At 72.2% G+C, this 23566-nt stretch carries 25 protein-coding genes, 1 pseudogene and 1 riboswitch; of the genes and pseudogenes, 11 read left to right on the top strand and 15 right to left on the bottom strand.

Going from position 1 to position 23566, the window contains the following annotated elements; all coding sequences use genetic code 11:
- The first annotated feature begins 86 nt into the window (after positions 1 to 86).
- The 3 genes from FDM97_RS14030 (at position 87) to FDM97_RS14020 (ending at position 2502) form a co-directional block, all read left to right on the top strand.
- Positions 87 to 1112, top strand: coding sequence for a 6-phosphofructokinase (locus FDM97_RS14030; RefSeq protein ID WP_137990745.1), 1026 nt, complete (start codon positions 87 to 89; stop codon positions 1110 to 1112).
- 105 nt (positions 1113 to 1217) lie between these two features.
- Positions 1218 to 2168 carry a cytochrome c oxidase assembly protein gene (locus FDM97_RS14025; protein WP_137990744.1) on the top strand — a complete coding sequence of 317 codons (951 nt, stop codon included), beginning with the start codon at positions 1218 to 1220 and terminating at the stop codon, positions 2166 to 2168.
- 124 nt (positions 2169 to 2292) lie between these two features.
- On the top strand, positions 2293 to 2502 hold the full coding sequence (locus tag FDM97_RS14020) for a hypothetical protein (RefSeq protein WP_137990743.1): 210 nt from the start codon (positions 2293 to 2295) through the stop codon (positions 2500 to 2502).
- Between the two features lie 41 nt (positions 2503 to 2543).
- Here FDM97_RS14020 and FDM97_RS14015 read toward each other — a convergent pair whose 3' ends face one another.
- Both FDM97_RS14015 and FDM97_RS14010 read right to left on the bottom strand, forming a co-directional pair.
- The gene (locus FDM97_RS14015) at positions 2544 to 2894 is read right to left on the bottom strand and encodes a PRC-barrel domain containing protein (protein ID WP_137990742.1); all 351 of its coding nucleotides are present in this window, start codon (positions 2892 to 2894) and stop codon (positions 2544 to 2546) included.
- A 53-nt stretch (positions 2895 to 2947) separates the two neighbouring features.
- Complete coding sequence (locus FDM97_RS14010) at positions 2948 to 3955, bottom strand: DUF3048 domain-containing protein (protein WP_137990741.1); 1008 nt, start codon at positions 3953 to 3955, stop codon at positions 2948 to 2950.
- A gap of 84 nt (positions 3956 to 4039) precedes the next feature.
- Here FDM97_RS14010 and FDM97_RS14005 point away from each other — a divergent pair, with 84 nt between their 5' ends.
- Positions 4040 to 4759, top strand: coding sequence for a lysophospholipid acyltransferase family protein (locus FDM97_RS14005; RefSeq protein WP_137990740.1), 720 nt, complete (start codon positions 4040 to 4042; stop codon positions 4757 to 4759).
- A 64-nt stretch (positions 4760 to 4823) separates the two neighbouring features.
- Positions 4824 to 5858 carry an NAD-dependent epimerase/dehydratase family protein gene (locus tag FDM97_RS14000; RefSeq protein WP_137990739.1) on the top strand — a complete coding sequence of 345 codons (1035 nt, stop codon included), beginning with the start codon at positions 4824 to 4826 and terminating at the stop codon, positions 5856 to 5858.
- A gap of 50 nt (positions 5859 to 5908) precedes the next feature.
- Here the strand turns inward: FDM97_RS14000 and FDM97_RS13995 are convergent, their stop codons facing one another.
- The 8 genes from FDM97_RS13995 to FDM97_RS13960 all read right to left on the bottom strand — a co-directional run bounded on the left by FDM97_RS13995 (position 5909) and on the right by FDM97_RS13960 (position 12892).
- Positions 5909 to 7432, bottom strand: coding sequence for an alpha/beta hydrolase (locus FDM97_RS13995; protein WP_137994807.1), 1524 nt, complete (start codon positions 7430 to 7432; stop codon positions 5909 to 5911).
- 186 nt (positions 7433 to 7618) lie between these two features.
- Positions 7619 to 8362, bottom strand: a complete 744-nt coding sequence (locus tag FDM97_RS13990) for an urease accessory protein UreD (RefSeq protein WP_137994806.1) — start codon at positions 8360 to 8362, stop codon at positions 7619 to 7621.
- The gene (ureG, locus tag FDM97_RS13985; RefSeq protein WP_137990738.1) at positions 8359 to 9036 is read right to left on the bottom strand and encodes an urease accessory protein UreG; all 678 of its coding nucleotides are present in this window, start codon (positions 9034 to 9036) and stop codon (positions 8359 to 8361) included. Before ureG ends, FDM97_RS13990 begins: the two co-directional genes overlap by 4 nt.
- Positions 9037 to 9117: 81 nt before the next feature.
- Positions 9118 to 9783 (bottom strand): urease accessory protein UreF, encoded by a 666-nt coding sequence (locus FDM97_RS13980; protein ID WP_137990737.1) that lies wholly within the window; start codon positions 9781 to 9783, stop codon positions 9118 to 9120.
- Between the two features lie 10 nt (positions 9784 to 9793).
- Positions 9794 to 11515: an urease subunit alpha gene (locus FDM97_RS13975; protein WP_137990736.1), complete on the bottom strand. Its 1722-nt coding sequence runs from the start codon at positions 11513 to 11515 to the stop codon at positions 9794 to 9796.
- The gene (locus FDM97_RS13970) at positions 11508 to 11852 is read right to left on the bottom strand and encodes an urease subunit beta (protein ID WP_137990735.1); all 345 of its coding nucleotides are present in this window, start codon (positions 11850 to 11852) and stop codon (positions 11508 to 11510) included. The genes FDM97_RS13975 and FDM97_RS13970 overlap by 8 nt, the downstream gene beginning before the upstream one ends.
- 16 nt (positions 11853 to 11868) lie before the next feature.
- Positions 11869 to 12171, bottom strand: coding sequence for an urease subunit gamma (locus FDM97_RS13965; protein WP_137990734.1), 303 nt, complete (start codon positions 12169 to 12171; stop codon positions 11869 to 11871).
- Between the two features lie 91 nt (positions 12172 to 12262).
- A complete protein-coding gene (locus tag FDM97_RS13960; RefSeq protein ID WP_137990733.1) occupies positions 12263 to 12892 on the bottom strand; it encodes a TetR/AcrR family transcriptional regulator in 630 nt (209 codons plus the stop codon).
- Positions 12893 to 12995: 103 nt separating this feature from the next.
- Here FDM97_RS13960 and FDM97_RS13955 point away from each other — a divergent pair, with 103 nt between their 5' ends.
- Positions 12996 to 13985, top strand: a complete 990-nt coding sequence (locus FDM97_RS13955; protein WP_137990732.1) for an ABC transporter permease — start codon at positions 12996 to 12998, stop codon at positions 13983 to 13985.
- Between the two features lie 101 nt (positions 13986 to 14086).
- On the opposite strand, the gene FDM97_RS13950 is transcribed toward FDM97_RS13955, so the two are convergent.
- Positions 14087 to 14362, bottom strand: a complete 276-nt coding sequence (locus FDM97_RS13950; protein ID WP_137990731.1) for a type II toxin-antitoxin system Phd/YefM family antitoxin — start codon at positions 14360 to 14362, stop codon at positions 14087 to 14089.
- A 54-nt stretch (positions 14363 to 14416) separates the two neighbouring features.
- On the opposite strand from FDM97_RS13950, the gene FDM97_RS13945 reads away from it, so the two are divergent.
- The 3 genes from FDM97_RS13945 to FDM97_RS13935 all read left to right on the top strand — a co-directional run bounded on the left by FDM97_RS13945 (position 14417) and on the right by FDM97_RS13935 (position 16345).
- Entirely contained in the window at positions 14417 to 15040 is a 624-nt protein-coding gene (locus FDM97_RS13945) for a ClpP family protease (RefSeq protein WP_137990730.1), read from the top strand.
- A gap of 7 nt (positions 15041 to 15047) precedes the next feature.
- Complete coding sequence (locus tag FDM97_RS13940) at positions 15048 to 15353, top strand: hypothetical protein (RefSeq protein WP_137990729.1); 306 nt, start codon at positions 15048 to 15050, stop codon at positions 15351 to 15353.
- Between the two features lie 339 nt (positions 15354 to 15692).
- A riboswitch (cyclic di-AMP (ydaO/yuaA leader) is annotated at positions 15693 to 15865 on the top strand.
- Between the two features lie 3 nt (positions 15866 to 15868).
- Positions 15869 to 16345: a C40 family peptidase gene (locus tag FDM97_RS13935; RefSeq protein WP_137990728.1), complete on the top strand. Its 477-nt coding sequence runs from the start codon at positions 15869 to 15871 to the stop codon at positions 16343 to 16345.
- A gap of 69 nt (positions 16346 to 16414) precedes the next feature.
- Here the strand turns inward: FDM97_RS13935 and FDM97_RS13930 are convergent, their stop codons facing one another.
- Positions 16415 to 17083, bottom strand: coding sequence for a LysE family translocator (locus FDM97_RS13930; protein ID WP_137990727.1), 669 nt, complete (start codon positions 17081 to 17083; stop codon positions 16415 to 16417).
- 72 nt (positions 17084 to 17155) lie between these two features.
- On the opposite strand from FDM97_RS13930, the gene FDM97_RS13925 reads away from it, so the two are divergent.
- Positions 17156 to 18082: a LysR family transcriptional regulator gene (locus FDM97_RS13925; protein ID WP_137990726.1), complete on the top strand. Its 927-nt coding sequence runs from the start codon at positions 17156 to 17158 to the stop codon at positions 18080 to 18082.
- A 358-nt stretch (positions 18083 to 18440) separates the two neighbouring features.
- Here FDM97_RS13925 and FDM97_RS13920 read toward each other — a convergent pair whose 3' ends face one another.
- The 3 genes from FDM97_RS13920 to FDM97_RS13910 form a co-directional block, all read right to left on the bottom strand.
- On the bottom strand, positions 18441 to 19244 hold the full coding sequence (locus FDM97_RS13920; protein WP_175439115.1) for a phosphatidate cytidylyltransferase: 804 nt from the start codon (positions 19242 to 19244) through the stop codon (positions 18441 to 18443).
- Complete coding sequence (locus FDM97_RS13915; protein WP_137990725.1) at positions 19241 to 21004, bottom strand: pyridoxal phosphate-dependent aminotransferase; 1764 nt, start codon at positions 21002 to 21004, stop codon at positions 19241 to 19243. The genes FDM97_RS13920 and FDM97_RS13915 overlap by 4 nt, the downstream gene beginning before the upstream one ends.
- 889 nt (positions 21005 to 21893) lie before the next feature.
- Positions 21894 to 23189 carry a UDP-glucose dehydrogenase family protein gene (locus tag FDM97_RS13910; protein WP_137990724.1) on the bottom strand — a complete coding sequence of 432 codons (1296 nt, stop codon included), beginning with the start codon at positions 23187 to 23189 and terminating at the stop codon, positions 21894 to 21896.
- On the opposite strand from FDM97_RS13910, the pseudogene FDM97_RS37090 reads away from it, so the two are divergent.
- Positions 23100 to 23555: pseudogene (locus FDM97_RS37090) on the top strand (NUDIX hydrolase); the annotation flags it as partial. The gene FDM97_RS13910 and the pseudogene FDM97_RS37090 overlap by 90 nt on opposite strands.
- Between the last annotated feature and the right edge of the window lie 11 nt (positions 23556 to 23566).

The raw sequence follows: 23566 nt of genomic DNA, 5'->3' as shown, positions 1-23566 counted from the left end.
CCGCCACCCGGCACCGATAGGGTGGCGGGGATCCAACCGGACGACGTGGTCCGGGAGTCGGCCCACGTTGCAAAGGTATTCGGGCTATGCGCATTGGTGTGCTCACCTCCGGCGGCGACTGCCCCGGTCTGAACGCCGTCATCCGTTCCGTCGTGCACCGCGCCGTCGTCGACCACGGAGACGAGGTCATCGGCTTCCACGACGGCTGGAAGGGCCTCCTGGAGTGCGACTACCGCAAGCTCGACCTCGACGCGGTCGGCGGCATCCTCGCCCGGGGCGGCACCATCCTCGGCTCCTCGCGGGTCCAGCCCGCGCATCTGGTCGACGGCGTCGAGCGCGCCAGGGGCCATGTCGCCGAGCTCGGCCTCGACGCGATCATCCCGATCGGCGGCGAGGGCACGCTGAAGGCCGCCAACCTGCTCTCGAAGGCCGGGCTGCCCATCGTCGGCGTGCCGAAGACCATCGACAACGACATCGCCTCCACCGACGTCACCTTCGGCTTCGACACCGCCGTCGGCGTGGCGACCGAGGCCCTGGACCGGCTGAAGACCACCGCCGAGTCCCACCAGCGCGTGCTGATCGTCGAGGTCATGGGCCGCCACACCGGCTGGATCGCCCTGCATTCCGGCATGGCCGCGGGCGCGCACGCCATCGTCGTGCCCGAGCGCCCCTTCGACATCGACGAGCTGACCGCCCGGGTCGGCGAGCGCTTCGAGGCCGGTAAGCGGTTCGCGATCGTGGTGGTCGCCGAGGGTGCCAAGCCGCGCGAGGGCTCGATGGACTTCCAGTCCGGCGCCAAGGACCAGTACGGCCACGAGCGCTTCACCGGGATCGCCAACCAGCTCTCGGTCGAGCTGGAGCGCCGCCTGGGCAAGGAGGCCCGCCCGGTGATCCTCGGTCACGTCCAGCGCGGCGGCACGCCGACCGCGTACGACCGGGTGCTCGCCACCCGCTTCGGCTGGCACGCGGTGGAGGCGGCGCACCGCGGAGAGTTCGGCATGCTGACCGCGCTGCGCGGCACGGAGATCACGATGGTCCCGCTGGCCGAGGCCGTGGAGACCCTGAAGACGGTCCCGGCCGAGCGCTACGCCGAGGCGGAGTGCGTGCTCTGAGAGCCGTACCGTACGCAACGAACCGCCCCCGGTCGCATCCGCGAACGGGGGCGGTTCTAGTCTGGTGCGGACAACAAGCGCGAATCGGGCTCCAGGAGTACACAGATGGATCACAGCGGGCACGGCTCATCGATGGATCTGCCGCCGTTCACGCTGGGGCGGGCGCTCGAGTTCTCTCCGGATCTCTTCTTCCTCTTCGGCTGCCTCGCGGCGCTCGGCCTGTACGCCTGGGGCGTCGCGCGCCTGCGCGGGCGCGGCGACGCGTGGCCCGTCGGCCGGACGGTCTCGTTCGTCATCGGTGTGCTGACCATCGCGCTGGTGATGTGCACGAAGCTGAACGACTACGGCATGGTCATGTTCAGCGTCCACATGGTGCAGCACATGGTGATCAGCATGCTCTCGCCGATCCTGCTGCTGCTCGGCGCCCCGGTCACGCTGGCGCTGCGCGCGCTGCCGGTGGCCGGCCGGGGCGGCACGGGCCCGCGCGAGCTGCTCCTCAAGCTGCTGCACAGCCGGTACATGCGGATCATCACCCACCCGGTGTTCACGATCCCGATGTTCATCGCGAGCCTGTACGCGCTCTACTTCACGCCGCTCTTCGACTTCCTGATGGAGTCCAAGCCGGGACACATCGCGATGATGGTGCACTTCCTGATGGTCGGCCTGGTCTTCTTCTGGCCGATCATGGGCGTGGACCCGGGCCCGCACCGCCCCGGCTATGTGATGCGGATGCTGGAGCTCTTCGCGGGCATGCCGTTCCACGCCTTCTTCGGGATCGCCCTGATGATGGCGACCGAGCCGATGGTCAAGGCGTACGAGAACCCGCCGGCCTCGCTCAGGATCGACGCGCTCACCGACCAGAACGCGGCGGGCGGCATCGCCTGGGCGTTCAGTGAGATCCCGTCGGTGCTCGTGCTGATCGCGCTCGTGTACCAGTGGTACCGCTCCGAGCAGCGCCAGGCCGTCCGCCAGGACCGGGCCGCCGACCGCGACGGGGACAAGGAGCTGGAGGCGTACAACGCGTATCTCGCCTCGCTGCAGGCCCGCGGGCGGTAGGTCCGCGCGCAGGCGGGTGCCGAGGGAGTCGCGGCAGGTCGTGCCGCGGGAGTAGCGCGTCGCCCGCCTCAGGGGTCACGATGAGCATGACGGCCCCGTGCCCCGTCAGGAGGAGGGCGGACAGATGTCCGGTCCCACGAAGGCGATGTGCGTGACCACCGTCGTGGCCCTGGTGCTGACGACGGCGTACACGGTGGCGCTCGGCAGCAGCGGCTGGCTCTGGTTCGGCTGGCTGGTGCTCGGCGTGGTCACCATCGGCATGGCGGCCGCGGACAGCGCCGCCCCGACAGGCGTTCGCCGCCCCGGACGGAACAGGCCCGGCCCCCAGCCCTGAGCTCACATCCCGGCCCCCAGCCCTGAGCTCACATGTCGGGCTCACATGTGCCGGTTCGCGTAGTAGTACTCGATCAGCTTGATGACGTTGCTGTCCTCTTCGAACTGCCCGCTCTCGAAGTCGGGCGAGTCCTTGATCTCGTCCTTGGTGCAGGAGACGTGGACCGTCTCGTTCTCCGTGTCGACGCGGGAGACCAGTCCCGCGGGCAGCAGGACCCGCCGGCCGAGGATCCACGGTCCGGTGTCGACGACGAGGTAGGACCGGCCGACGTCCTCGGTGTGCTTGTCGATCTTTCCGATGGAGCCGTCGGTGGCCTCGACGCTGTATCCGATGAGCCGGGTTCCCGGCACATGGCCCGAGGTCTCGCGGTATCCCCAGATGTCGGCGCCCATGACCGGCCTCCTCCTCCGTGGTCGTACCCCGCGCGTACCCCGGGCGGGCCGGGCTATCCACGCGGGGCGAGAACGACCCAGGTGGCGCCGGTGGCGAAGTTCAGGGGCGCCCCGGCCTGGGTCGTGAAGGCGGTGCCCTTGTCGGCCGCCGGGCGGCTCCAGCGGGCGTCGTAGGCGCGGCCGTCGCGCAGGACGAGGGCGCTGCCGCTGCCGACGGTCTCGGTGTACGGGGAGACGCTGCCGAGGAAGTCGCGGAACTTCGACTCCCGGATCGTCACGTACTGCACGACGACGGTCGACGCCGTCACGGGGCCTTCGTCGGTGGTACGGGCGGGCCTGCCGTCCATCGCCACCCGCCAGGCCTTGTCCGCTCCGGACCAGGTGAAGGTGTACCGGGAGGCCGGGAAGCGCACGGTGCGCTCGTTGACCGGCTCGCCGCCCGCGGGGGCCGGTCCGAACCGGAAGCCGATGTCCTTGGCGTTCTCCGCCTTCGGGGCGGCTGCCAGCGCCCGCTCGGGCAGGACGTACAGGTTGTGGGGGGCGGTCCGGCCGCGGTCGCGCACATAGGCGCGCGGAGCGTCCTCCGGCGGCAGCGCGTACATGGGGGCGGCCTTGAGCAGCGGTTTCAGGGCGGTCTGGGAGCCGGAGTAGGCGAGCGCGGGCCTGCCGAACTGGCGCAGCAGCTCGATGTCGGACTCGCGGGCGCTGCGTACGGGTCCGATGCGTTCGGGGAGCTCCGCGGAGTAGACCGCCAGGAGCCGGGTCTGGCCGCCCTCGACCTGCTCGACGTAGACCAGCTCGGCCGCGCCGAGGCCGGTGTGCGGCCGGGCCGGCGGCACGTTGTCGATCTTGACGGCGAGCACCGGGGCCGGGCGGGCCGGCAGGCCCGTGAAGGGCGACCGTCCCGGCTGGGCGGTGGGCGGTGGAGTGGTGGGCGCGGGGGTCGGGGCCGGTTCGGGGCTGCCCGAGTCGGAGCATCCGTACAACCCGGCGGTCATCACCGCGCACAGGGTCACGGTGACGGCTGCGCCGGGCCGTCTGTGTCGGCGTACGGCGGCCATCGGATGCACTCTCCGTCTCCAGTGTGGACCACGGTCGCGCAAGTGGTTACAAATGAACGACGCCGAACCGAACGGGGGCCGCCGGTGTTCTACTACGTACTCAAGTACGTGCTGCTCGGGCCGTTGCTGAGGCTGGTGTTCCGGCCACGCATCGAGGGTCTGGAGCACATTCCGGAGGAGGGCGCGGCGATCGTCGCCGGCAATCATCTGTCGTTCTCCGACCACTTCCTGATGCCGGTGGTCCTCAAGCGGCGGATCACCTTCCTCGCCAAGCAGGAGTACTTCACCGGTCCGGGGATCAAGGGCCGGCTGACCGCCGCGTTCTTCCGCAGCGCCGGGCAGATCCCGGTGGACCGTTCCGGCAAGGAGGCCGGGCAGGCCGCGATCCGTGAGGGGCTCGGAGTTCTGTCCCGGGGCGAGCTGCTCGGGATCTATCCGGAGGGCACCCGCTCGCACGACGGGCGGCTGTACAAGGGCAAGGTCGGGGTCGCGGTCATGGCGATCACGGCCGGCGTGCCGGTGATTCCCTGCGCGATGCTGGGAACGTTCGAGATCCAGCCGCCCGGGCAGGTCGTGCCGAGGATCAAGCGGGTCACCATCCGCTTCGGGGCTCCGCTGGACTTCTCGCGGTATGCCGGCATGGAGGGCGAGAAGGCCGCGGTGCGCGCGGTGACGGACGAGATCATGTACGAGATCCTGGCCCTGTCCGGGCAGGAGTACGTCGACGACTACGCGGCCAAGGTGAAGGCGGCGGAGGCGGAGAGCACGAAGGCGCCCCGAAAGTTCCCGCGGCGGGGACGCTGACGGCGGATCCGCGCACGGCGAAAGCCCCTGGGAGGGCGATCACCGTCGCCGTAGCGTCGCGTCCATGGCAAAGGGACACGCACTCGTCATCGGGGCGACAGGACAGGTGGGGCGGGCGGCCGTGCGGGCGCTCGCCGCGGACGGCTGGGGGGTGAGGGCCGCCTCGCGCGGGGGCGGCCGGGACGAGGAGTGGCCGGCGGAGGTCCGGCCCGTGGCGTTCGACCGCGACGAGGAGGGCGCGCTCGCCGCGGCGCTCGGCGACGGCTGTGACGTGCTGGTGGACATCGTCGCGTATCACGCCGGGCACGGGCGGCAGTTGACCGGACTCGCCGACCGGATCGGCTCGGCGGTGGTGATCTCCAGCGGCGCGGTCTACGAGGACGAGCGGGGCCGCAGTTTCGACACCCAGGACCAGCCGGACGGGTTCCCCGCCTGTCCGGTGCCGATCCCGGAGTCCTGGGGCACGGTGGCGCCGGGCGAGGGGACGTACGGGACGCGGAAGGTGGCGCTGGAGCGGGAGTTGCTCGCGGCGGGCGAGGCGCTGCCGACGACGGTGCTGCGGGCGGGCGCGATCCACGGGCCGTACTGCCCGGGTCCGCGTGAGCTGTGGTTCGTCAAGCGGGCGCTGGACGGGCGGCCGGTGCGCGTCCTCGCGTACGGCGGCGCCTCGCGGTTCCACCCGGTGCATGTGGACAATCTCGGGGAGCTGATCCGGCTCGCGGCGGCGAACCCGGGGACCCGGGTGCTGAACGGCGCCGATCCCGAGGCTCCGACGGTCGCGGAGATCGGTGCCGCGATCGATGCCGTCGTCGGGGTTCGGAGCGAGACGGTGCTGATGGAGGGGGCGCCGGACGGCACGGTGGGGCTCACGCCGTGGACCGCGGAGCATCCGATCGTCTACGACATGACCGCGGCGGAACGGGAGTTGGGGTACCGGCCGGTCGTGTCGTACGCGGAGTCCCTGCCGGCGACGGTCGAGTGGCTGACCGGGCGGCTGGCGGGCCGGGAGTGGCGGGAGGCCTTCCCCGGTCTGGCGAAGTACGAGGTGGACTTCTTCGACTACGCGGCCGAGGACGCCTGGCTCGCCTCCCGTATGTGAGGGAGGGGCGGCCGTCGTGCGACGGCCGCCCCTCCCCCGTCATCCGGTGCCTACGGCCGGGGCGTGGCGTGCGGTGCGCACGTCACGTCCTCGCTGTCGAGCTCGCCCGTCAGCAGGTAGGCCTCCACCCGCGTGTTGAGGCACGGGTTGGTGACGTTGGTGATGCCGTGCGAGCCGGCGTCCTTCTCGGTGATGAGGCGCGAGCCCTTGAACCGCTTGTGCAGTTCGAGCGCTCCGGCGTACGGGGTGGCCGCGTCGCGCTCGGCCTGGGTGATGAGCACCGGCGGCAGGCCCTTGCCCGTCCGCACCTCGGTCGGGCGCTGGCGCGGGGTGGACCAGGTGGCGCAGGGCAGGTTCATCCAGGCGTTGGCCCAGGTCATGAACGGGTACTGCTCGTGGAGCCGGCTGTTGTCCCGGTCCCACTTCTTCCAGCTGGTCGGCCAGGGGGCGTCGGCGCACTCGACGGCGGTGTAGACCGCGTTGCCGTTCTCCGAGGCGATGTTGCCCGCCGTGTCGGTGAGGTCGGCGGCCGCCGAGTCGATCAGCGGCTGCGGGTCTCCGGCGGCGTAGGCGCTCCAGGCCTCGGCGACCGGGACCCACATGGAGTCGTAGTAGGGCGCGTTCTGGAAGAAGCCGACGAGCTCGGCCGGGCCGACCTTGCCGCCCAGCGGGCTCTTCTTGGCGTCGGCGCGCAGGGTCTCCCACTGCTGCCGGACCTCGTCGTAGGTGTCGCCGAGGTGGAAGGTGGCGTCGTGCTGGGCGACCCAGGTCATCCAGTCCTTGAGCCGGCCCTCGAAGGCGATGTCCTGGTCGAGGTTGACCCCGTACCAGATCTTCCGCGTCGACGGGTTGACGACGCTGTCGAGGACCATGCGGCGGACGTGCGTCGGGAAGAGCGTGCCGTAGACGGCGCCGAGGTAGGTGCCGTAGGAGACGCCGACGAAGTTGAGCTTCTTCTCGCCGAGCGCGGCCCGGATGACGTCGAGGTCGCGGGCGGTGTTGAGGGTGTTGATGTACGGCAGGATGTCGCCGCTCTTCTCCGCGCAGCCCGCGGCGTACTCGGCGGCGAGCTTGCGCTGGGCGAGCTTGTCGGCCTCGCTGTCGGGGACCGGGTCGAGCTTGGGTCCCTTGACGAACTCGGTCGGGTCGACGCAGGAGATGGGGGCCGAGTGGCCCACGCCGCGCGGGTCGAAGCCCACGAAGTCGTAGGCCTTGGCGGCGCCCGCCCAGATCTTGTTCTGGGTGACGACCCGGCGCGGGAAGCGCAGGCCGGAGCCGCCGGGGCCGCCGGGGTTGTACAGGAGCGCGCCCTGGCGCTCGGCGGGCGTGCCGGTGGCGCCGACGCGGTCTACGGCGATCTTGATCTGCTTGCCGTTCGGCCGGGCGTAGTCGACCGGGACGGTGACCCAGCCGCACTGGATGGGCTTCTCCAGGCCCCAGTCGGCGGGGCAGTCCTGCCAGTCGATGCCCTGCTGGGCCGCCCGCTGGGCGGCGGCGGTGACGCCGCGCGTCTCCGCGTCGGGCCGGTGACGGGTGTCGGCGTTCGCCGCCGGGGCGGCCAGCGCGCCCGCCATGAGCGTGCCCGCTACCAGAGTGCCGGCCGAGCCGAGCACTGACGTGCGTCTCACGTGGTTTCTCCCCCTGAGGATGTCGGTCTGTCCAGGGGATCCTTTCGTCTGGGGGGCGCGCGACGAAAGGTCGTACTGGTGTTTCTTTGCCGAACCGATAGCCGGAGGGCGGTGTACCGCTGAGCGGTGAACTCAGGCCGGGGCAAGGGCGTTGAGCGCCTCGTCGAGGGTGCGGCGCAGGTGCAGCGCGTCGGGGGCGACGGCGGTGACCAGGGCGGCGGGGCCGGCGAGCGGGGCGAGGACGGCGTTCTCGGCGAGGAGCCTGGACTCCACCGGCTTGTCCTCGAACTCGGGGTCGACGACGAGGAGTTGGCCGGTGGCGCGGTGGCCGGCCAGGACCGCGCCGCTGTCCCAGCCGCCGGGGGCGCCGGGGCCGTACGCCAACTCCTGGTCGATCAGGGGCCGTCCGGCGCGACGGACGGTGAGGCGCGTGCGAAGGGTGCCGGTCTCCTCGCCGTGGCGGCCGAGGATCTGTTCCTCCCGGAGCACCAGCCGCGCGGTGGGCGCGAGGTCGACGGTGGTCCGCATCCGCAGGTCGGAGCCGCGCGCGGAGACGAGCTGCTCGGGCAGCCAGCGCAGCACGGCGTCGTCGCCGACGGTGATCCTGATGTCGTACGTGGCCGGTTCCGCGGCGTGGCCGGGCAGGGCCACGGTCGCGGCGGCGGAGTCGACGAGGAGCCGTGCCCCGTCCCGTACGTCGGTCTCGATCGCCAGCCGGTCGCCGCCGAGCGGCGCGCTCATCGCGCCGACGACGGTGACGCGGGTGTACGGGTCGGTGCCCCGGGTGCGGCGCAGGGCGAGGGGGCCGTCGCTTCGCAGGACCGGCAGCCCGCCGCCTGCTTCGGCGACGATCCCGGCGGTGGCGTGCAGGCTCATGCGGTCCATGCCGCGAGCCGGGCGCGCACCCAGTCGGCGACCGGGGCGACACCGTGCTCGCCGGTGAGCGAGGTGAAGGCGACGGGCAGGTCGCCGCGCTGCTCCTTCGCGTCGCGGGCCATGCGCTCCAGGTCGGAGCCGACGTACGGGGCGAGGTCGGTCTTGTTCACGACGAGCAGGTCGGCCGTGGTGACGCCGGGGCCGCCCTTGCGGGGGATGTCGTCACCGCCCGCGACGTCGATGACGAAGATCTGGGCGTCGACGAGGCCCTTGGAGAAGGTGGCGGTGAGGTTGTCGCCGCCTGACTCGACGAGGATCAGGTCGAGGGGGCCGACGCTGTCCTCCAGCTCCTCGACGGCTTCGAGATTGGCGGAGATGTCGTCGCGGATGGCGGTGTGCGGGCAGGCGCCCGTCTCGACCGCCTGGATGCGCTCGGGGGGCAGGACGGCGTTGCGGAGCAGGAACTCGGCGTCCTCGCGGGTGTAGATGTCGTTGGTGACGACGGCGATCGAGAGTTGGTCGCGCAGGGCGCGGCAGAGCGCGGCGACGGTCGCGGTCTTGCCGGATCCGACGGGTCCGCCGAGTCCGATCCGCAGCGCGCGGCGGGTTCCGTCGGGACGGTGGGCGTCGGCGGAGACCGCGCCGGCGTGGTCGTGGGTGTGGTCGAGATGCATGGGGCGGCTCCCGTGGGTGAGGGGCTGGGTTCTCGGGGCGGGTGGTCTTCGGAGGGGCCCGAAGCCCGGGGCGGAGGGGGGTCACGACGCGAAGAGGCGGACGGGCCAGGCCGCGTGCTGTTCGGCGGTGATGTCGAGGAGCGGCGCGGAGGCCGCCGGCAGGGTGTCGATGCCCTGCCGGGCGGCGGCAGCGGCCCGCTCGGCGACCCGGTCCATGTCCGGGGCGAGACGGGCGAGGACGGCGGTGGCCTGGAAGGGGTCGAGGCTGAGGAGGCGGACGGCCGCGGTGGCGGGGCCGCTGACCGTCTCGTACGCGACGCAGTGCGCGGTGTCCTCGGGCCCGAGTCCGGCGGCGCGGGCGGTGGTGCCGAGGACGACGGGCTGGTGGGCTCCGCGCGGGAACGCGGCGGCGAGGGCGTCGAGTTCGGGGCAGGGCCAGGTCGCCCGGGCCGCCCGCATCATCTGCCTGCCGAGCTTGCGGGCGGCGGTGCGCAGGGCGGGCGAGGGGGTGCGGGCGTCGGCGGCCGCGTCGAGGGCGTACGGGTCGTGGCCGAGGGCGGCCGCGGCGGCGAGGGCCGCCGCGGTGAGACCGCTGGTGTGCAGCCGCCCCCGGCAGAACGCGGCGAGGCTCGCCGCGTCCGTGATCCGGCCCGCCTTGACGGCGGCCTCCGCCCCGCCGGAGTGGGCGTGCCCGCCGGCGGGGAAGCGCCCGTCGGCGAGCACGAGAAGGGCTGCGCGGCTGCTCATGAGGGGCTCATCAGAAGAGGAAGTAGCGCTGGGCCATGGGCAGTTCGGCGGCGGGGGCCGGTTCGACCGCCTCGCCGTCGATGGTCACCGTGAAGGTGTCGGCGTCCACCTCGACCCGGGGCAGCGCGTCGTTCTCCTTCATGTCCGCCTTGGTGAGCCGGCGCGTACTGGAGATCGCCACGAACTCCTTGCCGACACGGAGCCGCCCGGCGAGATCGTCCTCGATCGCCGCCTGCGCCGTGAAGTTGACCGATCCGGCGGCGGCCGCCCTGCCGAGCGCGCCGAACATCGGGCGGGGCATGACGGGCTGCGGGGTGGGGATGGAGGCGTTGGCGTCGCCCATCTGCGCGTACGCGATCTGGCCGCCCTTGATGACGGTCTGCGGCTTCACCCCGAAGAACGCCGGGTCCCAGAGCACCAGGTCGGCGAGCTTGCCGGGCTCGACCGAGCCGATGAGGTGGTCCATCCCCTGGGCGACCGCCGGGTTGATGGTGTACTTGGCGACATAGCGACGGACGCGGTGGTTGTCCGCGCGGCCGTCGCCGGGCAGGGCGCCGCGGCGCTTCTTCATCACGTGCGCGGTCTGCCAGGTGCGCAGGACGACCTCGCCGACGCGCCCCATGGCCTGCGCGTCCGAGGAGATGATCGAGATGGCACCGAGGTCGTGGAGGACGTCCTCGGCGGCGATGGTCGAGGGGCGGATCCGGGACTCGGCGAAGGCCAGGTCCTCGGGGACGGCCGGGTTGAGGTGGTGACAGACCATCAGCATGTCGAGGTGTTCCTCGACGGTGTTGAGGGTGTGCGGCCGGGTCGGGTTCGTGGAGCTGGGGAGCACGTACGGCTCGGAGACCACGGTGATGATGTCGGGTGCGTGCCCGCCGCCCGCGCCCTCGGTGTGGTACGCGTGGACGGTGCGGCCGTTGATCGCGGCGAGGGTGTCGCCGACGAAGCCCGCCTCGTTCAGGGTGTCGGTGTGGATGGCGAGTTGGGCGCCGCTCTCCTCGCAGACGCCGAGGCAGGCGTCGATGACGGCCGGGGTTGCGCCCCAGTCCTCGTGGATCTTGAATCCGAGCGCCCCGCCGCGCAGCTGGGAGTACAGGGCGTCCCGGGACATGGTGTTGCCCTTGCCGAGCAGTCCGATGTTGACGGGGAAGGTATCCAGGGCCTCGAACATCCGGGCCATGTGCCAGGGGCCGGGGGTGTTGGTGGTGGCCTTGGTCCCCTCGGCCGGTCCCGTGCCGCCGCCGACGAGGGTGGTGACTCCGGTGGCGAGCGCCTGGTCGACGATGGTCGGGGAGATGAAGTGGACGTGGGCGTCGACGGCGCCCGCGGTGACGATCTTCCCGTTGCCCGCGATGACCTCGGTCTCGGGGCCGATCACGAGGTCGGGGTGGACCCCGTCCATCGTGTCGGGGTTGCCGGCCTTGCCGAGGGCGGTGATCCGGCCGTCGCGGATGCCGATGTCGGCCTTGACGATGCCCCAGTGGTCGATGATCACGGCCCCGGTGACGACCGTGTCGGGCGCGCCCTCGGCGCGGCTCGTGCGGGCCTGGCCCATCGACTCACGGATGACCTTGCCGCCGCCGAAGACGGCTTCGTCGCCCGCCCGGCCGGGGCCGCCGCAGCGGTCCTCCTCGATCTCGACGAGCAGGTCGGTGTCGGCGAGCCGGATGCGGTCGCCGGTGGTGGGGCCGAACAGGTCGGCGTAGACGGCACGCTGCAGTTCAGGCACCTTCGGTCCCCCTCGCTTCCGCGTCGCTCGGATCGAGCGCCCCTGCGGTCTCTCCGCGTAGACCCGGCACCACACGGCGGCCCGTCAGGGGGACGAGCTCGATCTCGACGGGGATGCCGGGCTCGAAGCGCACGGCGGTGCCGGCGGCGATGTGGAGGCGCTGCCCTCGCGCGGCGGATCGGTCGAATTCCAGACCGGGGTTGGCCTCGGCGAAGTGGTAGTGGGAGCCGACCTGGACGGGCCGGTCGGCGGCGTTGAGGACGGTGAGGCGGGTGACGGGCCGGCCCTCGTTGAGGGCCACGGGACCTTCACCGAAAAGGACTTCTCCGGGAATCATCGGCGACGCTCCTCCCTCACACGATCGGGTCATGGACGGTGACGAGCTTCGTGCCGTCCGGGAAGGTGGCCTCGACCTGGACGTCGTGGATCATCTCGGGGATCCCGGGCATCACGTCGTCGCGGGAGAGCACCTTGCGGCCGGAGGCCATGAGCTCCGCGACCGTACGGCCGTCGCGGGCACCCTCCAGGATGTGAGTGGTGATCAGGGCGACGGCCTCGGGGTGGTTGAGCTTCACTCCGCGTGCCCTGCGCTTCTCGGCCACGTCGGCGGCCACATGGATGAGCAGGCGCTCCTGCTCGTGCGGCGATAGTTGCACGCGTCCCACCTCACAAGTCCTCGCGCCCGGCCGGACGGACCGGGTGGACCGGCAGGTTAGTCGTGCGGAGTTTCCGCCTTGTTACGCCGCGTTAACCGCGGCGACCCGGCTGCTCGGGCGTCATCGACATCAGCGCCCGCAGTCCGTCCTCCAGGATCGGCGCCTCCACGTCCCCGAAGAGGGCCTGCTGCGCGATGAATCCCTGTGCGATGGCGATCATCGTGCGGGCGAGGTGGTCGGCGGGGACGTCGGCGTGCATCAAGCCGTTCGCCCGGTAGGCCTCGACCAGCTCCGCCCAGACCTCGCGCATGCCGTTGTACCCCTCGGACAGGGTCCGGAAGAGCTTCTCGTCCCGCATCGTCTCGGACCACACCTGGACGATCAGGCGCGCGAAGGCCTGGCGGTCCGCCCCCGGGATGCGCTCCTCCAGGAAGATCCGCAGGACGGCGCCGAGCAGGACGTCGGGGGTGGGCGGCGGGGTGACCCTCGACGCCTCCTCGAAGGCGACGCGGATGCCCGAGAACGCCTCGTCGGCGATGGCCGCGATCAGCTCGTCCTTGCCCCGGAAGTAGCGGTAGACGGCGCCGGCCGAGAGACCCACCTCGGCCAGCACGTCCTGCATGGACGTGGCGTGGAAGCCGTTGCGGGCGAAGCAGCGCGCGGCGCCGTCGATGATCTGACGACGGCGGGCGTCGAGGTGTTCCTGGGAGACACGAGCCATGCCCGAAATCTAAAACGAACATTCCTTCTTGACAAGCGCCCACCCCGGCGAGACAGTGAGCTCACCAAAAACGAACGATCCTTCTCTTTGAATCGAGGGCGCCATGTCTGCCACCGCCACGCGCAAGACCCTCGCGGTGATGGTGCTGATCCCCGTCGTCGTGGCCTTGGCCCTGTGGGCCTTCGCATGGCCCGCCGCCCGGATCGCGCCCCGCGACCTGCCGATCGGCGTCGCGGGTCCGGCCACCGCCACCGCCCCTCTGGAACAGCGCCTCGCCGAGCGCGACGGCGCCTTCGAGGTCCACCGCTACGACTCCGAGGCCGCCGCCCGTACGGCGATCGAGGACCGGGTCGTATACGGCGCGGTGATCGTCACACCGCAGGGCCCCGAACTGCTGACCGCGTCCGCCGCGAGCCCGGTCGTCGCCGGACTGCTGCGCGAGGCCGTCACCGCCCAGGTCCCCGCCGGCACTCAGGTCCGGGTGACCGATGTCGTACCGGCGCCCGCGGCGGATCCACGCGGCAGCGCGTTCGGCGCCAGCCTGTTCCCCCTCGTGCTTGCCGGCGCGGCCTCCGGCATCGTGGTGACGGTCCTGGGTCTGCGCCGCGGCCGCGCGACCCTCGCCCTGGTCGGCGCCGCCGCGCTCGCGGGGATCGTCGGGGCCTCGCTCGGTGACAACTGGCTGGGTGCGCTGACCGGCGACTGGTGGGCCGAGGCCGGGGTCCTCGGGCTGACCGTCCTCGCGATCGGCGCGGCGCTCGCGGGACTCGCGGCGCTGATCGGCAAGCCGGGCCTCGGCCTCGGGGCGCTGCTGATGATCCTGATCGGCAACCCGTTCTCGGGCGTGGCGAGCGCGCCCGAGCTGCTGCCCGCGCCGGCGGGTGCGCTCGGTCAGTGGCTGCCGCCGGGCGCGGGTGGCCAGGCCCTGCGTTCGGTCTCCTTCTTCGAGGGCGCCGGCGCGGGCTCGCCGCTGCTGGTCCTGGGGGTGTGGGCGGCCGCCGGACTGACCGCCCTGCTGCTCGGCGGTCTGCGCACCCGGGCCGCGTCGGCTGCGGCGCCGGCCGCGGTCCCTGAAGCGGCGCCCGTGAGCTGACGCCCTTCCCCGTACGGCCGCGTGCCCCCGCCCCAAGTGGACGGGGGCACGCGGCTCTGTCGTGTCGTACGGCGGTTCTGTCGTGTCGTACGGCGGTCGCGTCAGACGCCCGGCTCGCGGTGGCGGGCCGCGATCCCGAAGCGTCCTTGTTCACCGGGAGCGGACGTGAGCGGGCGGACCTCGGAGACCGAGCCGGCCACCGAATCCTCGGCGATTTCGTGTTCCGCTTCGAGTCGTGCCAGGTCAGCGGCGGAGACCAGGGCCACGAGCGGCTTCCCGTGCCGGGTCACGACGACGCGCTCATTGCCGTACACCACGCGGTTGATCAGGTCGGCGAGCTCTGCACGTGCTTGCGTCACCGGAATCTCGTAGGCCATGCTCCTCATCTTACGGTCTGTACGTCCTGTACATTTTTTACAAGGAGGCCGCTCATGCAGCATCGCTACGTCCTGCCCGAGTTCACCGAGCGCACGTCCTTCGGCAGCCGGACCCTCGACCCGTACTCCAAGCTGCTCGAGGAGCGGATCGTCTTCCTCGGCACGCCGATCGACGAGACCTCGGCCAACGACGTCATCGCCCAGTTCCTGCACCTGGAGTACGCCGATCCGGACCGGGACATCTCGCTCTACATCAACTCCCCCGGCGGTTCGATCAGCGCGATGTCCGCGATCTACGACACGATGCAGGTCGTCACCTGTGACGTGGAGACCACCTGCCTCGGCCAGGCGGCGTCGACCGCCGCCGTGCTCCTCGCGGCCGGGGCGCCCGGCAAGCGGCTCGCGCTGCCCGGGGCCCGGGTGGTCCTTCAGCAACCCACGACCGACGAGCCGTTGCAGGGGCAGCCCAGCGATCTCGACATCCAGGCACGGGAGTTGCTCCGACTGCGCGCGATGCTGGCCGGGATGCTGGTCACCCACACCGGGCAGAACCGCGAGCGGATCGAGGCCGACATCGACCGGCTCACCGTCCTCGACGCGCCGGCCGCCGCCGCGTACGGCCTGGTGGATCACGTGATCCAGAACCGCGGGGCGTCCGGCGGCGCCGGGGCACGGTGAGCCGGAGATGGTTCCCGAGCTGCCGCCACTGCCCGCTCTGACGCGCGCCGAGGGCGAGTTCATCGACGCCTACCTCGAAGTCGTCGATCTCCTCGGCCGGATCAATCCATCCAGGACATCGCATACCTATGGGGCGCTGCGCGCGGCACAGGCCCTGGTGGGGCGCGCGACCGCGCTGCGCGACGCGCTGACGGTGATGCATATGCGGGGCGAGAGCGAGGTCCACGCGGAGACATTGGCCCGTGCGCTGCGCGTGTTGGACGGGGAGCGCCGCGCGGGGCGGGTCACCGTGCCCGACACACGCGCGAGTTGACATTTCCGCGTGTCGTGTCGACGTCCACTCGGGCCAGAGAAGCGGCAGAAACCCTCCCTCGTTCGGCGTAGTCGACGAATCGACTTATGTGCGGGGTGAGTTGCGCAACAGGTGTACACATCTGGCGGAATCGGACGTTCCACCCCTGGTGCGGGGCTCGTCGGCCAAACCTCCGACGATCACGAAACATGCCTGTCCACCCGAATGGATCAGTCGTGAGGAGCCTCACATAACGCCGTTTCGGCTCGGATTTCGCCCCGGGTGTGGGTCAAGATCCCTCACGACGACAAGCCCCCGCCACCGCGGCGGGGCGGTCCGGGCGGACGCCGAGTCCTGCCGCTGTCCCGGATGTCTGGTCGACAGGAGTGGATCGGCAGGAGTGGAGGACCCAATCAGTACGGGACGACCGAGCAGTGGGGCCGTTCCTCGGGGTGAAGCCGCAGCCGCGGCCGGGCAACTTCGCCAGTCCGAACCCGACAGGTCATCCTTCACAGGCGGCTGACGAAGGGTTGCGCATGACTGCGCAGATTCATGTCCCGTCCCTGCTGTCCCGGGCCGGAGCCGTCTCGGCTCTCACCCTCGCCGCCGTCGGCGGCACGATGCTGGCGCCAGGCGCCGCACCGGAGGCCCAGGCCGCGACCGCGTACGCCGGCAAGGCGCTGGACATCGCGGCATCGAAGAAGGGATCGCCCTACAAGTACGGAGCGGCCGGCCCGACCCGGTTCGACTGCTCGGGGCTCACGCTCTACTCGTACAAGAAGGCGGGCAAGTCGCTGCCCCGTACCGCGCAGCAGCAGTACAACCAGACCCGGCACATCGCGGCTTCCGGCCGGCAGAAGGGGGACCTGGTCTTCTTCCACTCCGGTGGGAGGGTCTATCACGTGGGCATCTACGCCGGGAACAACAAGATCTGGCACTCGCCCAAGAGCGGTTCCTGGGTGAAGCTCGACAAGATCTGGTCGTCCAAGGTGTATTACGGCAGGGTCCGATGATCCGCTGACCGATGCCCTGCCGGGCGGGGGTGCGGTGGCGCCGCCGCAGCTTCGCCCGGCGGCGTCGCCTCAACTCCCGGCGAGCGGAGCCGAGAGCAGCGAAAGCCCCAGGGCGGCGAGCGCGCCACCCGTCACCCCCTGCACGGTCCGGGCCGTCCGCGGCCGCCGCAGCCAGTGACCGAGCCGGTCCACCAGGAGCGCCACCAGCGGGAACCACAGCAGGGCGAGGACGACGACGATCGACGCGAGCAGCAGCGTACGTGGCAGGACGGCCGCGCCGTCCGGCACGAACTGCGGCAGCAGGCTCAGAAACAGCACGGGGGCCTTGGGGTTCAGGACGTTGGTCAGGAACCCCTGGCGCAGCGCCCGTCCGGCGACCCGCTCCCCCGCCCGCGTATCCGCCCGCGTATCCGCCCGCGTATCCGCCCGCGCATCCGCCTGCGCTCCGCCGCTCGCCCGCAGCGCACCGCCCAGCGCCCGCACGCCGAGGTAGAGGACGTACGCGCCACCGGCGATCTGCAGGGCCCGGTAGAGCACCGGTACGGCGATCAGCACCGCGGCGAGCCCCGCCACCGCCAGCGCGGTGTGCACCACGAGCCCGCCCGCCACACCGACGCCACAGGCCACTCCGGCCCGGCGCGAGGCGAGAGCACTGCGGACGACGACGGTGAAGTCCGCGCCCGGCATGGCCACCATGCCCGCCGCGACTCCGATGAAGGCGATCAGCTGTCCGTCCATGAGCCCAGCGTGCCCGCCGCGAGCCTTTAGGGTGTAGACACAATCTTCTGGGTCTGCCCAAAGGAATCCTTTATGCAGGATCTGGTGAGGCTCGCGGCGCTGGTGGCGGTGGCCGAGGACGGCTCGATCACCCGTGCCGCCGCCCGGCTCGGCTACACCCCGCCCGCGCTCTCCCAGCAGCTCGCCAAACTGGAGCGGGAGGCGGGCACCCCGCTGCTCGTCCGCCACCACCGCGGCACGCGCCTGACGGCTGCGGGCGAACTGCTCGTCACCCGGGCGCGCCGGGTCCTGGCCGAGATGGAGCGGGCCCGCCACGAGCTGGCGCAGCTCGCCGGCCTCTCCGGCGGGCGCCTTCGGGTCGGCACCTTCACCACCGTGGGCATCCATCTGCTGCCGCCGGTCCTGAGCGCGTTCCGCCGGGCCCACCCGGACGTGGAGTTGACGGTCGCCGAGTACGAGCCACCGGGCGGGGTCCATGCCGTGGCGTCGGGCGAGGTCGATCTGGCGCTCACCCATGCCTACGAACCGGCGGAACCGGCCCCGCTGCCGCCGGGGGTCGAGCTGGAGCCCCTGCTGGTCGAGGAGTTGGTGCTGGTCACGGCCCCGGGCCATCAGCTGGCGGAGGCTTCGGGCCGCCTGCCGATCGCGGAGCTCGCCGGCCGGCCGCTGATCAGCAGCGCCCCGGACCATCCGCCGCGGCGGGGCGTGGAGGGCGCGCTCGCCCGGGCCGGCGCGACCGCGTCGGTGGTCTGCCGTACGCCGGGCTACGCCCTGGTGTGCGCGCTGGTCAGCGCGGGGCTCGGGGTGGCGGTGGTGCCGGAGATGGTCGCCTCGATGGCGGTGTCGCCCCTGGGCGTACGGGCGTTGGAGCCGACGTCGTTCCGTCGCACGATCTCGGTGGCGCACCGCGGCGAGGAGTCGGGCCCGGCGGCGCGGTCTCTGCGGGCGCTGCTGCGCGGCGGATTCGGGAGGGTGCCCCCAGGCCGCCAGGCGCCCTAGGAGCTGTCCGGCCGATCACGTGGTGACGGCCATCGCCCCGCAGGAGAAGCCGACGCCGTAGGACAGGAGAAGGGCCCCGCGTTCGCGTCCTCGATCACCGCCTACTGGGCCGGGCGCGCCCAGCAGGGCGTTCCCGAGCTGCGCCGGTACCGGGAGCAGGCCCTGGAAGTGGGACGGCGTGGGAGGCCTACCGTCGCGGGTAGCCACACTCTGACCTCGCCCTGCTGTTCGGTATCGACCGCTCCACCGTCACCCGGGCGGCCGTCCGCCACGGGGCAGAGGTGACTCCCAGCGCAACCGGCCCGGCCCCACCCAGCCTCACGCTCGCCCCGTCACATGGCTCACCCCGCCCCGTGGCTCACTTCAGCACCAACAGCACCGCCAGAGCGACGAGGAGGGAGTCGATCCGGTCGAGGAGGCCGCCGGAGCCGGGCAGCCACCGGCCGGCGTCCTTGGCACGGGCGCCCCGCTTGACCATCGACTCCAGCAGGTCCCCGAGCGGGCCGCCGACCGCCACGGCCACCGCCGTCTGCCACGTCAGGGAGGACAGCACGGCCAGCGTGAGGAGACCGGCCGCGGCCCCGGCCAGCGTGCCGCTCCACCGCTTGGCGGGCGACAGCGGGGAGAGCCGGGGTCCGCCGAGACGGCGACCGGCCGCGTACGCGACGATGTCGGCGATCGACACGGCCACGAACAGCACGAGGCCGAGGGCGCCGGACGATACGAGGCCGGCCAGAGCGCCCAGCCACACGAGCCCCAGCAGGCCCGCCCCCAGGCGGCGGAGTCCGTGCTCCGCGTCGCCCGAGAGCAACGGCACCCCAGCGATCGCAAGCGCCCCGGCCGCTGCCACCCGGAGCACCTCCCCGGGGGCCAGCCAGGCGGTCAGGACGAGTCCGACGATCGCCGCGCCCAGCACCGCCCGGTCCACCGGCCCCAGCCGGAGCAGCCCGCCGAACTCCGCCACCGCGACCACGCCGACCACGGCCGCGAGCACCGCGATCCCCGGTGGACCCAGCCAGAACGCGGATGTCACCAGGGGCACTCCGAGCGCCCACACGCACCAGCGGACCATCAGCTCACGGCGCCGGGTCGCCGCCACCGCGACGCCCCCGACCGCCAGTGCCCCGCCGAGGTACGGCACGAGACCGGCGACCGTCGTCACCGGGAAGCCCGCCCCGGCGCGCCCGACACCACTGCGGCCGGCGCGCGCAGCGCGTCCAGGGCGCTCCGGCACGCCGCCACGATCCGCGCGTTCTCCGCCGTGTCGCGGACGGCGATCCGGACGGTCCGCCCCTCGTACGCCGGGGACATCGGCGACAGGTCACGCAGGAACACGTCGTGCCGCCGGCACTCGCGCACCAGCCGCGCCGCGCTCGGTCCGTCCGGCGGCAGGGTCACCGTGAGGAAGTTCGCCACCCCCTCGTCGACCGAGGAGAACCCGTCCAGCTCCGAGAGGTCGTACGCCAGTCCCCGGCGCAGCACATGGGTGCGGGCCCAGCGCTCCGCGTAGTACGCGGGGTCGCGCAGCGCGTTCACGGCAGCCAGCTGGGCCGGCAGGCTCACGGGCCACGGCGGCGTCCAGCGCCGCAGCTCCCCGGCCGTCTCCGGACCGGCCACCAGGTACGCCGCCCGCATCCCCGACAGCGCGTACATCTTCGACAGCGAGGTGCAGACCACGACCCGGGAATCGGCCGAGGCGAGCCCGGCAAGCGAGTCCGCCGGATCGACGTACGCGAGGTACGCCTCGTCGATCCACCACCGGGTCCGCACGGGCGAGGCCTCGATCACCGCGCGCAGCGCGCCGGCCGGGGCGTGGCGGCCGGTCGGGTTGTTCGGGTTGACCACCACCACGAGGTCGTACCGTCCGTCGCCGGTCGCGGCGGCGAGCCGGGCCGGGTCGAGCAGCCAGCCGTCCTCCCGGCGCAGCTGGAGCCGGTCGACCCGGCAGCCGATCACCCGCTCGGTGACATGGGCGTACTCCCCGTAGCCCGGATCGAGCAGGAGCACCCGGCTCCCCGGCGTCAGCCACCGGCCGAACGCCCGGAAGATCAGATCGGACGAGCCCGCCCCGACGACCAGCGACTCCACCGGCAGCCCCCGGACCCCGGCGATCTCCGCGAGCAGTCCCTCCGCGCCAGTCGGCGGCGAGGTCCGGGCCGCCCACCCCGGATCCTCCGAAAGGACCGCGCGGACCCCTGGGGACGGCGGGAACCAGGCGTCCAGCACATCCGCCGCGACCACCTCGTGACGGCGGGTCAGGGTCCGGAAGTCGGTGCCGATCGCCGAGAAGAACGCCCCGCCGTGCTCACAGCCGTCCGCACGCGGCGCGAAGGGCATGTCGAGCCGCCAGTCGAGGCCCGTCCGCAGCCTCTCCAGGGTCCGGCCGTGGCGCTCCGCGACCGTCCTCGTCAGCTCGGCCACGGAGCCGCTGAGGACCTCGAACGAGACCGCGCCCGAGCGGACCGTGCGCCCCACCGGCCGCAGCCCGGCGGCGAGGTACATGTCGAGCAGCTCCGTGCGTCCCATCGCCACCACCCGGCGGCCGCCCCGCGCCGCGACCCAGCGCAGCGCCGCGTACATGAGGAGCGGCGCCGCCGCGGTGGACCGCCAGTGCTCCTCGACGGTCAGGACGCGGATCTCGAACGGCGCCTCCTCGGTCAGGACCGGCAGCTCCTCGCGCGTCAGGTACTTGTCGAGGGAGTAGCGGCCGACCCACGGCGGGGTGAGGCTGACGAAGCCGATCCGCGTCTCGCCGCGCGCGGCCACGAGATAGACATTGTCGCCGTCGAGTCCGTCGCTCAGCCTTCCCGACGGATCCACCGGATGCTGGCCCAGCTCCTCCGCGTACACCCGGTGGCGCAGTTCGTGGATCCAGTCGTGATCCCGAGGCGTGGCAGTGCGCAGCTGCAGGGCATGGTCCATGCGTATGTCTCCCTGAGACGGTCCGGCGTTCGCGCCCCAGCATGGAGGAGTCCGGCAGACGGCACCTGAGTACGCGTACTCAGCGGGGGAGTTGGAAGCGGTCCAGGTCAGGGCCGATTCCATGGGCAGGTGCCCAACCACCGGCGTCTGCCGTGCCCTGGCACCGCGGCCCCCGGCCGGGACTTCGAACGGCTGTGGACCACCGCCTGCTTCCACACCCCCGAGGGTCTCGCTGACGAAGCGCGGGCTGCGGGTCTGTCCGTCCGGGCGTTGCTCGCGGTGGAGGGCCCGGCCAAGCTCCTGCCGAACCCTGCCGGACAGATGGTCATCGAGACGGGTCGGGAGCGGGTCCTGGCCGCAGTCCGCCGGGCCGAAGCCGAAGCCGAAGCCGAGCCGAGCCGAGCCGAGCGTGCTGGGTCCGTCGTCCCACATCCTCGTCGTCGCCCGCACCGCCGGCGCCGCGCCCGCCGAGGGGGCGGCGTGACCACGGCACGTACCGGCGAGTTGATCCGCGCCGTGTCCGAATGGATCGACACCTTCCCGGCCAACGAGGGCCGCGATGCCGAGGCGCTGCTGTGGGGGCGGGTCGCGAAGGTCGGTGAGGAGGCCGGCGAGGTGATCGCCGCGCTCGTCGGCGCCACCCGGCCAGAACCCCCGGAAAGGCCCGTCGCACACGCTTCAGGACGTCGAGCGGGAACTCCTCGACACCGCCATGACCGCACTCGCAGCTGTCGCCCACCTCCACGCCCTCGACCCGCAACCCGCAACCGCCCGACGTGCTCGCGCTCTTCGACGACCACGTCCTGGCGGTCGCCCGCCGCGCCGGGCTCGCCTGAACACACCACTGCCCCGTCGGAACTCCCTGCCGGGGCAGTGTGCCGCTCGCTCCCTACGGCCGCCCGACCGACATGTACGTGAAGCCGAGCTCCCGCATCCGGGCCGGGTCCAGCAGGTTCCGTCCGTCGAAGAGCACCGGCCGCCGCATCGCCTCGGCCGCGTGCGCCCAGTCGACGTCGTGCAGCTGCGGCCACTCCGTGACCACCACCGCTGCGTCCGCACCGTCCAGCGCCTCCTCCGGGCTCGCGTACCGGGTCGCGGATGTCCACGGCTCCGCGTCACTGGGCCGTGCCAGCGGGTCCCAGCACCGCACGCTCGCACCCTCGGCCTGCAGCCGCGATGCGAGGACCGTCGACGGAGCCTCGCGCATGTCATCCGTGCCGGGCTTGAACGCCATCCCCAGCAGGACGATCTCCCGGCCGGCCAGATCACCGAGGACGTCCTTGAGCTTCTGGATCGATCGGCGCTTCTGGATGTTGTTCACGTCGATCACCGCCGACAGCAGCATCGGGTGGAAACCGGTGTTGCTCGCGAGCTGCCGCAGCGCCTCGGAGTCCTTCGGGAAGCAGGAGCCACCCCACCCGATCCCGGGGCGCAGGAAGTGGGGGCCGAGCCGGTGATCGAGCCCGACGGCGCCCAGGACCTCCGTTGCGTCCGCCCCGGTGTTCTCGCACAGGGTCGCGATCTCGTTCGCGAAGCTGATCTTCGTGGCGAGCAGAGCGTTCGAAGCGAGCTTCACCATCTCCGCCGAGCGGACGTCCATTGTCACGACCGGCGCGTTGATGCCCTCGTGCAGTTCCGCGATGAGCGCGGCGGCGGCCGCGTCGTCGGCTCCGATGACGATCCGGTCCGGGTTCATGAAGTCGCTCACGGCCCGGCCCTCGGCGGTGAACTCCGGGTTCGACGCGTAGCCGGTGGTCGTGAGCCCGGCCTCGTCCAATACGGCCCGCGCCCGGGCACCGGTGCCGACCGGCACGGTCGACTTCATCACGACCGCGCGCAGGTGCGCGGCGCCAGCCAGGGACCTGACGACCGACCAGACCTTCGACAGATCGGCGTCACCGGACGCCGACGGCGGGGTGTCGACGCATACGTAGGCGACCTCGGCCCCCTCCAGCGCCTCGTCGAGGTCGAGTGTGAACGTCAGCCGCTCCTTGTTCCGGGCGATCATGTCGCACAGGCCCGGCTCGTAGATCGGCACGTCACCCGCTTGGAGGAGCCGGACCTTCTCCGGGTCGATGTCCCGCACGACGACGAGGTGCCCGAGATCGGCCAGGCATGCTCCCGTCACCAGTCCGATGTAGCCCGCGCCGAAGACCGCGACTCGTCGATCCCGCCGGTCCGTCATGGTTGCCATCCAATCTCGGCAGCCCGAATCGGCCCGCTGCCGGGGGGAGTTCCAGCTGAAGCCCGCGAAGGGGGCCCCACCCTATTCCTCGCCGCGCGCCCCCCGGCCGCTCCCCGGGCCGTCGCGGGCCCGCCACCCAGCGGACCCCCAAGCTGCCGGTGTCGACCTGCGAACGCTGCCAGGAGGGAGCTTCCGAGCGGTGCCATCAAGGACGGAGAGAGCCCCGACCAGGCCGCGCTGCGGGAACGTGGCGAGGAAACCGGGATCCACGGCATCGAGCTCACTGGCCATGCAGGCTCCTTCGACCACCCCTTCAACTGCACCACCACCCGGCAGCTGGTCTTCTCCGCCCGCGTCGATGCCACCGACATCGCCCT

The organism is Streptomyces vilmorinianum, from assembly GCF_005517195.1.
GTDB lineage: Bacteria > Actinomycetota > Actinomycetes > Streptomycetales > Streptomycetaceae > Streptomyces > Streptomyces vilmorinianum.
This window is presented reverse-complemented; position numbering and strand designations above follow the sequence as displayed.

What these genes read in the sequence shown, in the direction of transcription:
- FDM97_RS13995 (WP_137994807.1), bottom strand. Translation starts at nt 7,432, where the DNA reads ATGGCGGGCGCGCTGGCCGCCCCGGCGGCGAACGCCGACACCCGTCAC.
- FDM97_RS13935 (WP_137990728.1), top strand. Translation starts at nt 15,869, where the DNA reads ATGACTGCGCAGATTCATGTCCCGTCCCTGCTGTCCCGGGCCGGAGCC.
- FDM97_RS13960 (WP_137990733.1), bottom strand. Translation starts at nt 12,892, where the DNA reads ATGGCTCGTGTCTCCCAGGAACACCTCGACGCCCGCCGTCGTCAGATC.
- FDM97_RS13940 (WP_137990729.1), top strand. Translation starts at nt 15,048, where the DNA reads ATGGTTCCCGAGCTGCCGCCACTGCCCGCTCTGACGCGCGCCGAGGGC.
- FDM97_RS14025 (WP_137990744.1), top strand. Translation starts at nt 1,218, where the DNA reads ATGGATCACAGCGGGCACGGCTCATCGATGGATCTGCCGCCGTTCACG.
- FDM97_RS14020 (WP_137990743.1), top strand. Translation starts at nt 2,293, where the DNA reads ATGTCCGGTCCCACGAAGGCGATGTGCGTGACCACCGTCGTGGCCCTG.
- ureG (WP_137990738.1), bottom strand. Translation starts at nt 9,036, where the DNA reads ATGCATCTCGACCACACCCACGACCACGCCGGCGCGGTCTCCGCCGAC.
- FDM97_RS13910 (WP_137990724.1), bottom strand. Translation starts at nt 23,189, where the DNA reads ATGACGGACCGGCGGGATCGACGAGTCGCGGTCTTCGGCGCGGGCTAC.
- FDM97_RS14030 (WP_137990745.1), top strand. Translation starts at nt 87, where the DNA reads ATGCGCATTGGTGTGCTCACCTCCGGCGGCGACTGCCCCGGTCTGAAC.
- FDM97_RS13955 (WP_137990732.1), top strand. Translation starts at nt 12,996, where the DNA reads ATGTCTGCCACCGCCACGCGCAAGACCCTCGCGGTGATGGTGCTGATC.
- FDM97_RS13980 (WP_137990737.1), bottom strand. Translation starts at nt 9,783, where the DNA reads ATGAGCAGCCGCGCAGCCCTTCTCGTGCTCGCCGACGGGCGCTTCCCC.
- FDM97_RS13925 (WP_137990726.1), top strand. Translation starts at nt 17,156, where the DNA reads ATGCAGGATCTGGTGAGGCTCGCGGCGCTGGTGGCGGTGGCCGAGGAC.
- FDM97_RS13950 (WP_137990731.1), bottom strand. Translation starts at nt 14,362, where the DNA reads ATGGCCTACGAGATTCCGGTGACGCAAGCACGTGCAGAGCTCGCCGAC.
- FDM97_RS14010 (WP_137990741.1), bottom strand. Translation starts at nt 3,955, where the DNA reads ATGGCCGCCGTACGCCGACACAGACGGCCCGGCGCAGCCGTCACCGTG.
- FDM97_RS13930 (WP_137990727.1), bottom strand. Translation starts at nt 17,083, where the DNA reads ATGGACGGACAGCTGATCGCCTTCATCGGAGTCGCGGCGGGCATGGTG.
- FDM97_RS13990 (WP_137994806.1), bottom strand. Translation starts at nt 8,362, where the DNA reads ATGAGCCTGCACGCCACCGCCGGGATCGTCGCCGAAGCAGGCGGCGGG.
- FDM97_RS13970 (WP_137990735.1), bottom strand. Translation starts at nt 11,852, where the DNA reads ATGATTCCCGGAGAAGTCCTTTTCGGTGAAGGTCCCGTGGCCCTCAAC.
- FDM97_RS14015 (WP_137990742.1), bottom strand. Translation starts at nt 2,894, where the DNA reads ATGGGCGCCGACATCTGGGGATACCGCGAGACCTCGGGCCATGTGCCG.
- FDM97_RS14000 (WP_137990739.1), top strand. Translation starts at nt 4,824, where the DNA reads ATGGCAAAGGGACACGCACTCGTCATCGGGGCGACAGGACAGGTGGGG.
- FDM97_RS13915 (WP_137990725.1), bottom strand. Translation starts at nt 21,004, where the DNA reads ATGGACCATGCCCTGCAGCTGCGCACTGCCACGCCTCGGGATCACGAC.
- FDM97_RS13945 (WP_137990730.1), top strand. Translation starts at nt 14,417, where the DNA reads ATGCAGCATCGCTACGTCCTGCCCGAGTTCACCGAGCGCACGTCCTTC.